The 13,375-nt window shown below is 73.3% G+C and carries 14 protein-coding genes; 7 read left to right on the top strand and 7 right to left on the bottom strand.

The features are described 5' to 3' along the window. Window positions 1-7: 7 nt before the first annotated feature. A complete protein-coding gene (locus tag AB0B33_RS33455; protein WP_360779142.1) occupies window positions 8-229 on the top strand; it encodes a hypothetical protein in 222 nt (73 codons plus the stop codon). Here AB0B33_RS33455 and AB0B33_RS33450 read toward each other — a convergent pair. Beyond that, window positions 202-957: a hypothetical protein gene (locus AB0B33_RS33450; protein ID WP_247014340.1), complete on the bottom strand. Its 756-nt coding sequence runs from the start codon at window positions 955-957 to the stop codon at window positions 202-204. The genes AB0B33_RS33455 and AB0B33_RS33450 overlap by 28 nt on opposite strands. Further along, window positions 954-1,163, bottom strand: a complete 210-nt coding sequence (locus tag AB0B33_RS33445; protein WP_247014339.1) for a hypothetical protein — start codon at window positions 1,161-1,163, stop codon at window positions 954-956. The genes AB0B33_RS33450 and AB0B33_RS33445 overlap by 4 nt, the downstream gene beginning before the upstream one ends. Window positions 1,164-1,189: 26 nt before the next feature. Between AB0B33_RS33445 and AB0B33_RS33440 the strand changes: the two genes are divergently transcribed. From AB0B33_RS33440 to AB0B33_RS33430, 3 genes are read left to right on the top strand one after another with little or no spacing between them, the layout of a single operon-like run. Then, window positions 1,190-1,897 (top strand): dienelactone hydrolase family protein, encoded by a 708-nt coding sequence (locus tag AB0B33_RS33440; protein WP_360779138.1) that lies wholly within the window; start codon window positions 1,190-1,192, stop codon window positions 1,895-1,897. Between the two features lie 46 nt (window positions 1,898-1,943). Then, window positions 1,944-3,512 carry a histidine kinase gene (locus AB0B33_RS33435; RefSeq protein ID WP_360779135.1) on the top strand — a complete coding sequence of 523 codons (1,569 nt, stop codon included), beginning with the start codon at window positions 1,944-1,946 and terminating at the stop codon, window positions 3,510-3,512. After that, complete coding sequence (locus AB0B33_RS33430) at window positions 3,509-4,183, top strand: response regulator transcription factor (protein WP_360779132.1); 675 nt, start codon at window positions 3,509-3,511, stop codon at window positions 4,181-4,183. The genes AB0B33_RS33435 and AB0B33_RS33430 overlap by 4 nt, the downstream gene beginning before the upstream one ends. Here AB0B33_RS33430 and AB0B33_RS33425 read toward each other — a convergent pair. Beyond that, window positions 4,128-5,255: an FAD-dependent monooxygenase gene (locus AB0B33_RS33425; protein ID WP_360779130.1), complete on the bottom strand. Its 1,128-nt coding sequence runs from the start codon at window positions 5,253-5,255 to the stop codon at window positions 4,128-4,130. The genes AB0B33_RS33430 and AB0B33_RS33425 overlap by 56 nt on opposite strands. A gap of 50 nt (window positions 5,256-5,305) precedes the next feature. Between AB0B33_RS33425 and AB0B33_RS33420 the strand changes: the two genes are divergently transcribed. Further along, window positions 5,306-5,839, top strand: a complete 534-nt coding sequence (locus AB0B33_RS33420; protein ID WP_360779127.1) for a TetR/AcrR family transcriptional regulator — start codon at window positions 5,306-5,308, stop codon at window positions 5,837-5,839. Window positions 5,840-6,618: 779 nt separating this feature from the next. On the opposite strand, the gene AB0B33_RS33415 is transcribed toward AB0B33_RS33420, so the two are convergent. The 4 genes from AB0B33_RS33415 to AB0B33_RS33400 all read right to left on the bottom strand — a co-directional run bounded on the left by AB0B33_RS33415 (window position 6,619) and on the right by AB0B33_RS33400 (window position 11,918). Further along, window positions 6,619-7,383: an ABC transporter permease gene (locus AB0B33_RS33415; RefSeq protein WP_360779124.1), complete on the bottom strand. Its 765-nt coding sequence runs from the start codon at window positions 7,381-7,383 to the stop codon at window positions 6,619-6,621. After that, the gene (locus AB0B33_RS33410; RefSeq protein ID WP_247014331.1) at window positions 7,380-8,294 is read right to left on the bottom strand and encodes an ATP-binding cassette domain-containing protein; all 915 of its coding nucleotides are present in this window, start codon (window positions 8,292-8,294) and stop codon (window positions 7,380-7,382) included. The genes AB0B33_RS33415 and AB0B33_RS33410 overlap by 4 nt, the downstream gene beginning before the upstream one ends. Window positions 8,295-8,706: 412 nt before the next feature. Further along, on the bottom strand, window positions 8,707-11,091 hold the full coding sequence (hrpB, locus tag AB0B33_RS33405; RefSeq protein ID WP_360779120.1) for an ATP-dependent helicase HrpB: 2,385 nt from the start codon (window positions 11,089-11,091) through the stop codon (window positions 8,707-8,709). Further along, window positions 11,088-11,918, bottom strand: coding sequence for a glutamate ABC transporter substrate-binding protein (locus tag AB0B33_RS33400; protein WP_247014328.1), 831 nt, complete (start codon window positions 11,916-11,918; stop codon window positions 11,088-11,090). Before AB0B33_RS33400 ends, hrpB begins: the two co-directional genes overlap by 4 nt. 88 nt (window positions 11,919-12,006) lie before the next feature. On the opposite strand from AB0B33_RS33400, the gene AB0B33_RS33395 reads away from it, so the two are divergent. Both AB0B33_RS33395 and AB0B33_RS33390 read left to right on the top strand, forming a co-directional pair. Then, window positions 12,007-12,513: a MauE/DoxX family redox-associated membrane protein gene (locus AB0B33_RS33395; protein WP_360779271.1), complete on the top strand. Its 507-nt coding sequence runs from the start codon at window positions 12,007-12,009 to the stop codon at window positions 12,511-12,513. 72 nt (window positions 12,514-12,585) lie between these two features. Beyond that, window positions 12,586-13,329: a thioredoxin domain-containing protein gene (locus AB0B33_RS33390; RefSeq protein ID WP_360779116.1), complete on the top strand. Its 744-nt coding sequence runs from the start codon at window positions 12,586-12,588 to the stop codon at window positions 13,327-13,329. Window positions 13,330-13,375 lie beyond the last annotated feature (46 nt).

Here is a 13,375-nt window from a genome sequence, read left to right as displayed (position 1 = left end):
GAGCGCCGTGCACATCGATGGGGGTTCCCTCGGTCTCGTCTTCGTCGTCGCGCTGGCGTCGGTCGTCGTGCTGACGAGCCTCTTCTCCTTCGGGGTGGTCGGGCTGTCCCAGCGCGACCAGGCCCGTGAAGCGGGTGGCTCGGGCAGCGGTCCGCTGGCCGGCGCGGTCATCTGCTTCGTGCTCTGCGCGGCGATCGTCGGCTACGGGATCTTCTTGATCGTCGCCTGAGCGCGTTCCCGGAACCCGTCCGGGAGCCCGCCGAGCATCGGGGCCAGCGTGCCCCGGCGCTCGGCGCTCAGGTGCGTCAGCAGGTCCAGCGCCGGGTCCCGGAGGTCCTCGTCGGTGCCCGCCGCGGTGATCAGCCGGCCCAGCCGGTGCGCGGGCAGCAGGCCGACGACGTGGTCGATGCGGCCCTTGTCGTCGAGCACGAACGCGATCCGCAGCAGGCCGGGGTCGTCGATCCGCTCCAGCGCCTGCCGCACGGTCGGGTCGGGCAGGTGCCCGACGAACCGGCCGAGGGTGATCCAGTCCTCGCGGCGCGCCAGCTCGGCGGCGACCGCGAGCACGGTGTCCAGCGGGATGCGTGAGATGATCGCGCTCGCCCGCCGCGGGTCGAGCTCGGCCGCGACCTCGGCGAGGAACCGCGGGTGCAGCCGCTTGGCGACGTCGACGCCGCGGGAGACGTCGACCAGCCCGGCGATCCGGGCGCACAGCAGCGGGCCGAACACCTTTTCGGCGATCTTGGCGAGCACCGCGCCGGGCAGCAGCCGCGCCGCCAGCGCCATCCGCTGCAGCACGGCGCTGTTCGCGTCGAACAGCGTGTCGGTCACCTGGCCGCGGAACGCCTTGAGGTCGTCGGCGTCGACGCGGGCGAGGTAGTCCAGCCGCGCCGGCTCGACGTCGAGGACGCGGGCCAGCTTCAGGATCTCCGCGCGCGAGGCGTAGTCCGCGGTCACAGGCCCACCGCCTTCCGCACCGCGCCGCGCAGCAGCGCCGGGACGTACCGGAGGCCCTCCTCGCCGGCTTCGGCGAGCGCTTTCGCCTGCCGGCGGCGCGCGTCGCGCAAGGCGTCGGCGAGGTCCTGGCGCTCGTGCGCTTCGAGGGCCTCGATGCCTTCGGGGAGGGAGCCGCCCAACTGATCGGCGAGTGTGCGCTCGGCCATGGTGGATCATCATGCATCATGCGGACATGACCTTCGAGACGTCCACGGTCCGTGTCGGCGAACTCTCCGCGTACTTGGCCAGGCCGGACGGCGGGTCGGCGTCGGGGATGCTGCTGCTGCCGATGATCACCGGGATCGGCGCGCAGGTCCGGGCCTGGGCCGACGAGCTCGCCGGCCGCGGGATCACCGCGCTGGCCTGGGACGTCTTCCACGGCGCGAGCACCGACAACACCTCCCGCGAGGACCTCGGCGCGAAGCTCGGCGACCTGCGTGACGAAACCGCGCTGGCGGAGCAGACCGCGCTGCTCGACCACCTGCTCGGCGAGCTGGGCTGCGCGTCCGCGGGGGTGATGGGCTGGTGCCTCGGCGGCCGGTTCGCGCTCCTGCTCGGGGCCCGTGACCAGCGGCTTTCCGGGGTCGTGGCCTACCACCCGACGATCCGCGTCCCGGCGCCGCCGAACCACGAACTCGACGCGGTCGCTTTGTCGACATCGATCACCGCGCCCGTGCTCGTCGCCTACCCGGAGGCCGACACCGTCGTCTCGCACGAGACGTTCGCCCGGCTCCAGACGGCACTGCAGTCGCGGCCACGGGGCGCGACGTTCAGCCAGCACTTCCCGGGCGCCGAGCACGGCTTCAGCGACTCCTCGCGGCACGGGACGACGGTGAACGCCGACGCGTTCGCGCTGTCCTGGCCGCAGACGCTGGCCTTCCTCGACACGCTGGAAGGTTGACTTTCGGCAGTGGTCGCCCGCGGGCGCGCCTTGTAGCTTCGATCCCGTGCAGGAGGTGACGAAGCGCAGGTGGCGGGTGGTGCTCGACGTCGGGCTCGGTCTGTTCCTCGGCTTCGTCGTCGTCGCGGGCACGATCGAGAGCCGGTCGTACTGGGAGCTGGCCGGCGGTCTCGCCGTCGTGGCGGGCACGGTCGCGACGTCCCGCCGCCACCCCGTCGTCTCGCTCGGGATCGCGCTGGCCGGGGCGCTCGCCGTGCCGTTCCCGTACGGCGACCGCGTGGCCGTCTGGGTCGTGTTCGTGCTGGTGGCGATGAGCTACCTCGCCGGGCTGCGGATGGACCGGGCGCGGCCGGGCCTGCTGATCGGCGCGGCCGTGACGGTGCTCGGCCTGCCGCTGGCGCTGTTCGTCGGGCCGGACGGGATCGGCGACTGGGCCGCGATGGTCGCGATCCTGGTGTTCGCCGGACTGTCGCCGTGGCTGCTGGGCCGGTACGTCCGGGTGCGCGGCGAGCTCGCGCGCACCGGCTGGCGCCGGGCCGAGGAGATGGAGAGCAGGCAGCGGCTCGTCGCCGACCAGGCGCGGCTGCGCGAGCGCGCCCGGATCGCCAGCGACATGCACGACTCGCTCGGGCACGAGCTGAGCCTGATCGCCGTCCGCGCCGCCGCGCTCGAGGTCGCGGCCGGGCTCGACGGCACCCAGCGCGACGCGGCCACCCAGCTGCGGGCCGGCGCCGCGGCCGCGACCGAGCGGCTGCGCGAGATCATCGGCGTGCTGCGGGAGGACGCCGCGCCGGTCGAACCGGTGCAGGGCGACCTCGGTGAGCTGATCTCACGGGCGCGCGCGTCGGGACTGCTCATCGATGCGACGGTGGACTGCGCGCAGGCGCCGCCGATGGTCGCCCGCGCCGCCCACCGCGTGGTCCAGGAAGCGCTGACGAACGTGGCGAAGCACGCGCCGGGCGCCGCGGCCGTGGTCCGGGTGACGAGCTCCGGCGCCGTGACCGAGGTGAGCGTCGTCAACGCGCCGCCGCCCGCCGGGCCCCTGCCGGGCGCGGCGTCCGGGCGGCGCGGGCTGATCGGCCTGCGCGAGCGCGTCCGGCTGGTCGGCGGCACGCTGCGGGCGGGGCCGCACGAAGGCGGGTTCGCCGTCACCGCCACGCTGCCGCACGACGCCGCGCCGGTCGAGGAGACGCCGGAGCTGCGCGAGGCCGCCGACGACGAGGTCGGGCAGTCGACGTCGGCCCGGGCGCTGGAGCTGGCGCGCCGGGACGTGCGGCGCAGCCTCGTCCAGGCGGTCGTCGTGCCGCTCGCGTTGTTCGGGGTGGTGCTGGCGGTCGGCGGGATCGCGTTCCTCTACCAGTGGAACTCCTCCGAGCTGCCCGGCGGGACCTACGAACGACTGCGGATCGGGCAGTCGCGGGCCGAGCTGACGTTGCCCGAACGCCAGCGCTCGGCGCGGCCCACCCGGGGCGAGCCGCCGCCGGTGCCCGGGACCGCGTGCGAGTACTACGGTGCCGGGCGGTCGTGGCTGAACGACGACTACGCGGCCTACCGGCTGTGTTTCGCCGAGGGGAAACTGGTTTCGAAGGACTGGTTCGAAGAGGGGGCATCGTGATCAGGGTCGTGCTGGCCGACGACGAAGCGCTGATGCGGGCGGGGGTCGCGGCGATCCTCGGCGCGGACCCGGACATCGAGGTCGTCGCCGAAGCCGGCGACGGGCGCGAGGCGGTGTCGCAGGCGCTCGCCACGCACCCGGACGTCGTGCTGCTCGACATCCGGATGCCGGGCCTGGACGGCCTCGGCGCGGCCGCCGAGATCCGGAAGCTGCTGCCCTCGACCGGCGTGATCATGCTGACGACGTTCGGCGAGGACGAGTACATCGAACGCGCGTTGGGCCTCGGCGCGGGCGGGTTCCTGCTGAAGTCGGGCGACCCGCGCGAACTGCTGGCCGGGATCCACGCCGTCGCGGGCGGGGCCGCGTTCCTCTCGCCGAAGGTCGCCCAGCGGGTCATCGCGCGGCTGTCCGGCGGTCAGCTGACGCGCGCGGCCGCGGCCCGGGAACGGATCAGCGTGCTGACACCGCGTGAGCGGGAAGTGCTGACGTTGCTCGGTTCCGGACTGTCCAATGCGGACATCGCGGCGAAGATGTTCGTCGTCGAGGGCACGGTGAAGGCGCACGTGAGCACCATCCTGACCCGGCTCGGCGCGAAGAACCGGGTGCAGGCGGCGATCACGGCGTACGAGGCGGGGCTGGTCGGGGGAGACGCGGCGGCCGCCACCCCGTGACGCCCGCGCCGATCCGGACGGCCGCCTTCGCCGGGAGGAGCCTCGCCGCGACCGTGCGCAGCTTCGTCGCGATCGGGTGGGTCAGCTGCGGTCCCAGCTTGCCCATCCGGACGGATTCCTTCGCGACCTTCTGGCTGCGTGGACGGCGTTCTTCGTCGTAGGTCCTAAGTCCTTTTCGGACGTCCGTTGTGGACATGGCGTGGGCGAGCACGACGGCGTCCTCGAGGGCCTGGCAGCCGCCCTGGCCGAGGAACGGCGGCATCGCGTGCGCGGCGTCGCCGAGCAGGGCGATCCGGCCGCGGACGTAGGTCGGCAGCGGCGTCCCGAGGTGGTGGAGGTCGTGGTGCAGCAACGCTTCCGGCGGGGTCGCGTCGATCAGGGCGGGGATGGGGTCGTGCCAGTCGCCGAAGTCCGGCTCGCCCGGGTGCCGGCCCGGCTCGGTGACGTAACAGATCCACCAGTAGACGTCGTCGCCGGTGAGGGGCAGGACGCCGACCTCGGTGCCGCGGTCGAAGCTCGTGCTGAGCCGGGTGCCGGGAAGCCGTGCCACACCGCGGAAGGCCGCGCTGCCGGAGTAGACGGGCTCGGGGTGGCGCGGGAAGAGCGCGTGGCGGACCCGGCTGCGGATCCCGTCGGCGGCGACGACCAAATCGGCCTTGATTTCTCCGCCGTCGAAGCGGACGAGCCCGTCTTCGCGGACCTCGGTGACTTCGGTGCCCGTCCGGAGGCTGTCGGCGGGGACGGCGTCCTTGAGTGCTTTGATGAGGTCGCGCCGGTGGATGGCCCCGAGCGGGCGGCCGTGGAGGCGTTCGAACGCGGCCGAGTCCCAGCGGGTGAGCCGGCGGCCGCGGCGGTCGCGGAACCCGCCGTCGCGCTGCGGGGCGAGGTCGTCGCCGAGGTCGACGTCGAGTTCGTCCAGGCAGCGCAGGGCGTTCGGCCAGAGCGAGATGCCGGCGCCGACGTCGCCGAACGCGGGTGCTCGTTCGAGCACGGTGACCCGCCAGCCCACCCGGTGCAAACCGGCGGCCGCGGCCAGCCCGCCGATCCCGCCTCCGACGACCACTGCGTGCATGACGTCCTCCTCTACAGGTGTAGAGGACTCTACACCTGTAGAGTGAGGGGGTGGAACGTCTCGAGGTGATCGCCGACACGGCCATCGAGGTGATCGCGGCGGACGGCATGCGCGGCCTGACCCACCGGGCGGTCGACCGCGCGGCCGGCCTGCCGGTGGGTTCGACGTCGTACTACGCGCGCACGCGGGCGGCGCTGCTGTCGTTGGCCTTCGCGCGGATCGTCGAGCTGGACCAGGTTTCGGCGTCGTCGGGCGACCTGGCGGAGTTCATCGCGGGGTACGCGTTCGAGGCGATCACTTCGGGCCGGACGCGAATGCTGGCGCGGTACGAGTTCGCTTTGGAGGCCACGCGGCGGCCGGAGCTGCGCGCGGAGTACGACTCGGGCGGGGCGCTGATCCGCCGCCGAGCCGCGGAGGTGCTGGCGGCGGCGGGATCAGCGGACCCGGTGCGGCACGCGGGGGTGGTGGTGGACTGGATGGAGGGGACGATCTTCGGCGCGCTGGCGGGGGCTTCGGCACCGGCGTCCCGAGAGTCGCTGGTGAAGAGTGCCCGGGAGATCCTGGCGGGGATCGGGGTGGGGTGAAGCGGCCGGCCGGCTCGGGTGGTGGCCGGGGTGGTGGCCGGCTGACTGCTGCGGGTGGCGGCTTGGCCGGATCGGGAGCTGGGTCGCGGCGCCGGTTCAGGTGGTGGCCCGATGACCCGACTCGGGGGTGGCGTGCTTGCTGACCCGGGCGGTGGTTCGCGGCGCTGGCCCGGGTGGTGGCTCGCTGATCTGGCTTGGTGGTGGCGTGGTTGCCGGGCCGGGTGGTGGCTGGCTCGCATGGCGGCTGGGGTGGTGGCCGGCCGACTGCTGCGGGTGGCGGCTCGGCCGGATCGGGAGCTGGGTCGCGGCACCGGTTCAAATGGTGGCTCGCTGATCTGGCTTGGTGGTGGCGTGGTTGCTGGGCCGGGTGGTGGTTCGGGGTGCTGGCTCGGGTGGTGGTTCGCGGCGCCGGGTCGGGTGGTGGCCCGCTGGCCGGCCCGGTGGTGGCGTCCTCACCGGCTCGGCTGGATGGGGCCGCTGGGCCGGCTCGGTGGCGGTGGGAGGTCGCGAATGACTCATTCGGGACGTCCGAGGTCCTCAATGAGTCATTCGCGACCTTCGACTGAGCCGCTCCGCTCCGATGCACTTGCCGCCCCCGTGACCGACTGGCTGAGGAAGCGGCGGCCGCAGGGCCACCTCGCTGTGGGACCGCCGGCCGGATGGTGCCAAGTGTCGTCAGCGGTGCCGAGCCGCCCGCTGACGCTTCACGCCGGTTTTTGTCGGTGGGCGCCGATAGGCTGGACAAGGGCACGCCCCCCCAGGGAGGGCGGGGTTTCGGTTCAGGCGTCCCGGCGGCGCAGCACCGCCGTGCCCACCGCCAGTGCCGCCGCCGTCCAGCACGCGCACACCAGCAGGCCCACCCATGGGGCGTACGGGGCCGGGGTCATCGTGATCGGGTTGGGGTGGCCCGCTTCCACCATCGCGTTCAGGCCGGCGATGCCCGGGAAGTACGGCACCAGCTCCGGCAGGCCCAGCGAAGCCACGATCAGCGGCAGCGGGATGAGCAGCACGATCACCGACACCAGCGTGCCCGCCGCGCTGCGCAGCGCCCAGCCGGCGCCCGTGCACAGCAGGCCCAGCAGAGCGAAGTAGCCGCCCATGCCCGAGGCCGTCGTGAACGCTCCTTCGAACGACGTCGGCAGGCCGTAGCCGTCCTTCACCACACTGGCCAGTGCCATTCCCGCGCACGCCAGCACGACTCCGAAGCCGAACAGCACCGGGAGCAGGACCGCCGCCTTCGCCGCGACCACCCGCGGGCGGACCGGGGTCCACAGCAGCGTCGAACGGATGCCGCCGCCGGTGTATTCGCTCGTCACGAACAGTGTGGCCAAGGCGATCGCCGCGAACTGCGTCAGGTAGAAGCCGCCGCCGAGGGCGATCGTGTTCGCCCCCAGTGCTTCGTCGTTGTAGCGCTGGGCGATTCCCGACAGCGTGGCGTAGCCCAGCATCAGGGCCGTTCCCGAGACCAGGCACCACCACGTGGCCCGGACCGACCAGAACTTCGTCCACTCCGAAGCCACCGCGCCGCGCACCGCCGTCGTCATGCCGACACCCCGTATTCCACCGAAGAAGCGGTCAGTTCCATGTACGCCTGCTCGAGCGACGCCGTCCGTTCCGCGAGGCCGTGCAGGCGGATCCCCAGTTCGTGCGCCAGGTCGCCGACGCGGGTGACGTCGACGCCGTCCACCACCAGCTCGTCCGGCTCGCCGGGGTGGGTCAGGCCGCCCTCGGCGCGCAGCCGGGCGTCCAAGGTCGTGAGTTCGGCCGGGGCCGGGACGCGCACCGAGACCGTCGTGCGGGAGTTGCCCGCGATGAACTCCGCGACCGGGGCGTCGGCCAGCAGCTTGCCCTTGCCGATCACCACCAGGTGGTCCGCGGTCAGCTGCATCTCGCTCATCAGGTGGCTGGAGACGAACACCGTCCGCCCCTCGGCCGCCAGCGACCGCATCAGCTGCCGGACCCAGCGGACGCCGTCCGGGTCGAGGCCGTTGACCGGCTCGTCGAACAGCAGCACGCCGGGGTCGCCGAGCAGCGCGCCCGCGATGCCGAGCCGCTGCCCCATGCCGAGCGAGAACTGCCCGGCGCGCTTGCCCGCGACGTCCGACAACCCGACGGTCGCGAGCACCTCGTCGACCCGCGAAGCCGCGATCCCGTTGCTGCGCGCCATGGCCAGCAGGTGCTTCCCGGCGCTGCGGCCGGGGTGCAGGGCCTTGGCGTCGAGCAGCGCGCCGACCTCGCGCAGCGGGTGCCGCAGCTCGGCGTAGCGCCGCCCGCCGACGAGGGCTTCGCCCTGCTGCGGGTGGTCGAGCCCGACGGTCATCCGCATGGTCGTCGACTTCCCGGCGCCGTTGGGGCCGAGGAACCCCGTCACCCGCCCCGGTCCGACGTCGCACGTGAGCGCGTCGACGACGGTCTTTTCCCCGTAGCGCTTCGTGAGTGCGCGAAGCGTGATCATGGTTCCTCCCGGTGTTCGCCTGTACCGGGAGTCTGGGGTTTCCGGGGTGCCGGGAGCATCGGACGTCGGTCGCGCGCCGCCCCCGACTTTCGGCGGGGGTCAGGTCCGGGGCTTCTCCGCGGCCAGCTTGGCCCACGTCGGAAGTAGTTGTCCTGCCAGTGGAACACCGACCGCAGGCCCGACCCGACGACGAGCACCGGAAGGCCGGCGGACAAGGCGATCGTCGCCGCCTCGACCCGCCGGTACCACCGCCGCGAGTGGATGGCGTGCGAGCGGTACCAGTCGAACGGAGCGTCGGCCGGCGCCGGCCCTCAGCCCGGTCGTTACCGAAGGGAACCGTTTCGATGCATACCGGCAAACGAGGCCGGTGAAATGATCAGGCGGCCCGAAGAGCGATTTCCGATTCGGTCCGTCAATTCTTCTTGCGGGAGGTGTGCCGGGTCGGGGCGGCGGTCGCGGGGTCCTCCGGCCAGGGGTGCTTCGGGTAGCGGCCGCGCAGGTCGGCGCGGACCGCCGGGTAGCCCGTCGTCCAGAAGCCGGCCAGGTCGGCCGTGATGGCGGCCGGGCGGCCGGCCGGGGAGAGCAGGTGCAGGACCACCGGGACGCCGGCGAGCGTGGGGGTTTCGGTCCAGCCGAACGTCTCCTGCAGCTTGACGGCCAGTACCGGCCGGTCTTCGCGGTAGTCGACGCGGATGTGGGAGCCCGACGGGACTTCCAGGCGGTCCGGGGCGAGGTCGTCCAGCTTCGCCGCCTCCGGCCAGGGGAGGAGGGCCTTGAGGGCGGTGCCGGCGTCGATGGTCGCGAGGTCCGCTTTCCGCCGGGTGGCGGAGAGGTCCAGCCAGCTGTCCACATCGGACAGCAGCGCGGCGTCGTCCACCGCGGGCCACGGCGGGCCGAGGACGTGGTGGAGGAACGCGAGCCGCTCGCGCAGGCGGGTCGCGTCCGGGCGCCACTTGAGGAGGCCGAGGCCTTCGGCGCGGAGGCCGGCGACGAGGGCGTCGTGGACGTTCGCGTCCTTCAACGGCTTCTCGGAAAGCGTGATCGCGCCGAGCTTGCGGACGCGGCGGGCGACGACGTCGCCGTCCCAGGTGACTTCGTCCACTTCGGACACCGAGCCGGCGCGGACGGCGAGGCGTTCGTCGGCGGCCGCGGCGAGGCGGATGGTGCCGTGGACGCGGCCGGGGTCGCGGGTGGCTTCGGCGACGGCCAGCCATTCGGCGTCGAGGCCGCTGCCCGGCGGGAGTTCGGCCGCGGTGCCGCCGGCCATCAGGTAGACGGGCGCACCGCCGGGTCGCCGCCGGGCGAGCCGCTCGGGGTGCGCGAGCGCGACGACCAGCGCCGGATCCGGTTTCCCGGCGCCGGTCACGAGCTTGGAAAGCCGTTGCACCTCCCGTTTCCAGCGGCGCGAGGCGTCGTCGTTCGCGCTTCGCAGCCGGCGCAGCTCGGCCTCGACGTCGGTCAGCGTGCCGCCCGAATCCAGCAGGGCCACCACTTCCGCCGCGTTCCGGGCGCCGACCGCCGAAGCACCGTCCAGCAATGCCCGGGCCAGCCGCGGGTGCAGGCCCAGCTCCGCCATCCGCCGCCCGCGCGGGGTCACGACGCCGTCGGCCGTCGCGCCCAGCGTCGCCAGCAGCGCCCGGCCCGCCGCCAGCGCGCCCTCGCCCGGCGGGTCCCACCAGGCCAGCCCGCTGCCGTCCGGCGTCGACCAGCACGCCAGCTCCAGCGCCAGCCGCGCCAGCTCCGCCGTGCGGATCTCCGGCTCCGGGTACGCGGGCAGCAGCGACTGTTCGTTCTCCGCCCAGCAGCGGTACGCCCGCCCGGGCCCTTCGCGGCCCGCGCGGCCCGAGCGCTGCGTCGCGACCGCCGCCGACACGCGGACCGTCGCCAGGCCGGGCAGCCCGCGCCGGTGGTCGACCCGCGGCACGCGCGCGAGTCCCGAGTCCACCACCGCGCGCACGCCCGGGACGGTCAGGCTCGACTCGGCCACCGCCGTCGCCAGCACCACCCGCCGGCGGCCACGCGGCCGCAGCGCGTCGTCCTGGTGGGCCGCCGACAAGCGGCCGTGCAGCGGAAGGACGTCCACAGTGTCCAATTCGGACAGCCGCAGGAGATTCGACGTCCGCGCGATTTCCCCCGCGCCGGGGAGGAACGCGAGCACGTCGCCCTCGCCCGACGACAACGCCGTCCGCACCGCCCGGGCGACGCAGGCCTCCACGCGCTCGCCCCGCGCCGGTGGCAGGTACTCGTACGAGATCGGGTAGGTCCGCGCTTCGGCCGTGACCACCGGCGCGTCCCCGAGCAGCGCCGCCAGCCGCCCGGCCGCGACCGTCGCCGACGTCGCCAGCAGGCGGAGGTCGTCGCGCAGCCCGGCGCGGACGTCCAGGAGCAGCGCCAGCAGCAGGTCCGCGTCCAGGTGCCGCTCGTGGCACTCGTCGAGCAGCACCGTCGACACGCCCGGCAGCTCCGGATCGCCCTGCACCCGCCGCACCAGCAGGCCCGACGTCACGACCTCGACGCGCGTGCGCCCGGACACCTTCCGGTCGCCGCGCACGGCGTAGCCGACGGTCTCGCCGACCGGTTCGCCCAGCAGCGCGGCCATCCGCGCGGCCGCGGCACGGGCCGCCAGGCGCCGCGGCTCCGCGACGACGACCCGGCCGCCCGCTTCGGCCAGTGCGAGCGGGACCAGCGTCGTCTTCCCCGTGCCGGGCGGCGCGACGAGGACCGCGGTGCCGTGGGCGTCCAGTGCGGAAAGCACGTCGGGCAGGACCGCGCGGACCGGCAGGTCGGGCAGTTTCACTTCGCGGTGACCTCGGGGGGTGGGGGCAGCTGGTAACCGGACGGCCCGATGTTCGCGTTGAGCGAGCGGAGCCATTCGCCGGAGGAGATCATCTTGCGGATCGCGTCGTCGACCGCGTTGACGCCCTGGGTGTCGCCCTTGCGCAGGCCGACGCCGTAGTTCTCCGCCGAGAACGGCTTCCCGACGATCTTCAGCAGCTCCGGGTCGCGGGTCACGTACCCGGCGAGGATCACCGCGTCCGTGGTGACCGCGTCGATCTGGCCGGCCAGCAGCGCCGTCACGCAGTCGGAGTACCGCGGGTACTCGACCAGCTGGACGGCCTGGGCGAACTTGTCCTTCACCTGCTGGGCCGGCGTCGACCCGGTGACCGAGCAAAGCCGCCGCCCGTTGAGCGCCTCCGGCCCGGTGATGTCGGCCGACGTCCGGCGCACCAGCAGGTCCTGGCCGGTGGTGAAGTACGGCCCGGCGAACGAGACGACCTGCTTGCGCTTGTCGGTGATCGAATAGGTGGCCACGACCAGGTCGACCGCACCGGAGGTGAGGTCCGTTTCCCGCGTCGCCGGCGTCGTTTCGCGCCAGGTGATGTCCTTCGCCGCGACCCCGAGTTCCGAGGCGACGAAAGTCGCGACGTCGACGTCGAACCCGACGAACCGGCCGTCCACGGTGTGCTCCGAGAGGCCCGGCGCGTCGAACCGGATGCCGATGGTCAGGTGATCCGTGGCACTCGCACGGGTGACCAGCGAGTCGCCGGGCGAAACGCTCGCCGGCCCGCACGCCGACGCCGTGACCAGCAACAACGCCGAAGCGAGGAGCGTGCGCCACCGCATCCAGCCGCTCCCTCCGCCGCTGCCCTGCCCTCACGAAGTTCTCAGGTCCTCCCGTTAGCCTAAGTGCGTGGTGCGACCGTCCCAACCCGTGCTGGACGCCGTCGGCACGCTCGCCCGGCTCGGGCTGGCTGCCGTCTGGCTCGTTTCGGGTGCGCTGAAGCTGGCGGATCCGGGGCAGACACTGATCGCCGTGCAGGCGTACGACCTGCTCCCGGACGCACTCGAAAACGTGGTGGCCATCGCGCTGCCGCTCGTCGAACTCGTGCTCGGGCTGTTCCTGCTCGCGGGCCTGGCGACCCGGTGGGCCGCGGGTGCCGCGCTGGTGCTGCTCGTCGTGCTCATCGCCGGCATCGCCCAGTCCTGGGCGCGCGGGCTGAGCATCGACTGCGGGTGCTTCGGCGGCGGCGGCCAGGTGGCGGCGGGGCAGACCGAGTACCCGCAGGAGATCCTCCGCGACTCCGGATTCGCGCTGCTCGCCGTGTGGCTGCTGGCGCGGCCGCGCACCTGGCTGTCGGTCGACAGCTGGCTGGCGCGAGGTCGCGGGAACTCCACCGAGCCCGGGTCCGACTACTCGGGTATCGCGGAAGGGAATTGATACACAGTGGGTGGAGCTGAGCGGACCGCTCGGAAGCGTCGTCAGGCCGCGCAGGCCGGGGGAGCCAAGGCGGTGGCCCAGGCCAGGGGCGCGTCCGGGGACAAGCGGAAGTGGATCATCGGGATCGCCGCCGTGGTCGTCGTGGCCGCGCTCGTGATCGGCGGCGTGATCTGGACGATCTCGGACCGGAACAAGACCAAGGGCCAGATCATCGGCGCCGGCGAGACGCCCAGTTCGCTCGCCGCCGATGTCACCCAAAAGCGTGACGGTGTGGTCGTCACCGTCGGCAAGGCCGGCGCCAAAGCCTCGATCGACGTCTACGCCGACTTCCTCTGCCCGATCTGCGGCGAGTTCGAGAAGCAGTACAAGGGCCAGGTCGAGCAGGCCGTCAACGACGGCAAGCTGCAGGTCCGCTACCACATGGTGCCGCTGCTGAACCAGCGTTCGAGCCCGCCCGGCTACTCCCTCGACTCGGCGAACGCGGCGCTGGCCGCGGCCGACGCCGGCAAGTTCGTCCAGTTCCACGACGCCCTGTTCGCGAACCAGCCCGAGGAGGGCAAGCGCGGCTACGACAAGGCGCAGCTGATCGAGCTCGGCAAGAACGTCGGCATCACCGATCCGGCGTTCGCGCAGACGGTCAACGCGGGGACGTACGACGAGCAGCTCGACAGCGCGTTCCAGCAGATCGAGAAGGACCCGAAGCTGGCGCAGGACTTCGGCGGCGGCCAGAGCGGCTTCGGCACGCCGACGGTCACCGCGAACGGCTCGATCGTGTCCTGGCAGGACCCCGACTGGCTCAAGAAGGTCACCGGCTGACCCCGGGGCAATTCGCCCACGCGGGCACGGAACGTCGACTAGGCTG

The organism is Amycolatopsis sp. NPDC049159, assembly GCF_040648295.1.
Taxonomy (GTDB): Bacteria; Actinomycetota; Actinomycetes; order Mycobacteriales; family Pseudonocardiaceae; genus Amycolatopsis; species Amycolatopsis pretoriensis_A.
The sequence above is the reverse complement of the archived record's forward strand: the minus strand, read 5'-3'. Positions and strand labels throughout refer to the sequence as shown.

What these genes read in the sequence shown, in the direction of transcription:
- AB0B33_RS33445 (WP_247014339.1), bottom strand. Translation starts at nt 1,163, where the DNA reads ATGGCCGAGCGCACACTCGCCGATCAGTTGGGCGGCTCCCTCCCCGAA.
- AB0B33_RS33425 (WP_360779130.1), bottom strand. Translation starts at nt 5,255, where the DNA reads ATGCACGCAGTGGTCGTCGGAGGCGGGATCGGCGGGCTGGCCGCGGCC.
- AB0B33_RS33410 (WP_247014331.1), bottom strand. Translation starts at nt 8,294, where the DNA reads ATGATCACGCTTCGCGCACTCACGAAGCGCTACGGGGAAAAGACCGTC.
- AB0B33_RS33400 (WP_247014328.1), bottom strand. Translation starts at nt 11,918, where the DNA reads ATGCGGTGGCGCACGCTCCTCGCTTCGGCGTTGTTGCTGGTCACGGCG.
- AB0B33_RS33440 (WP_360779138.1), top strand. Translation starts at nt 1,190, where the DNA reads ATGACCTTCGAGACGTCCACGGTCCGTGTCGGCGAACTCTCCGCGTAC.
- AB0B33_RS33415 (WP_360779124.1), bottom strand. Translation starts at nt 7,383, where the DNA reads ATGACGACGGCGGTGCGCGGCGCGGTGGCTTCGGAGTGGACGAAGTTC.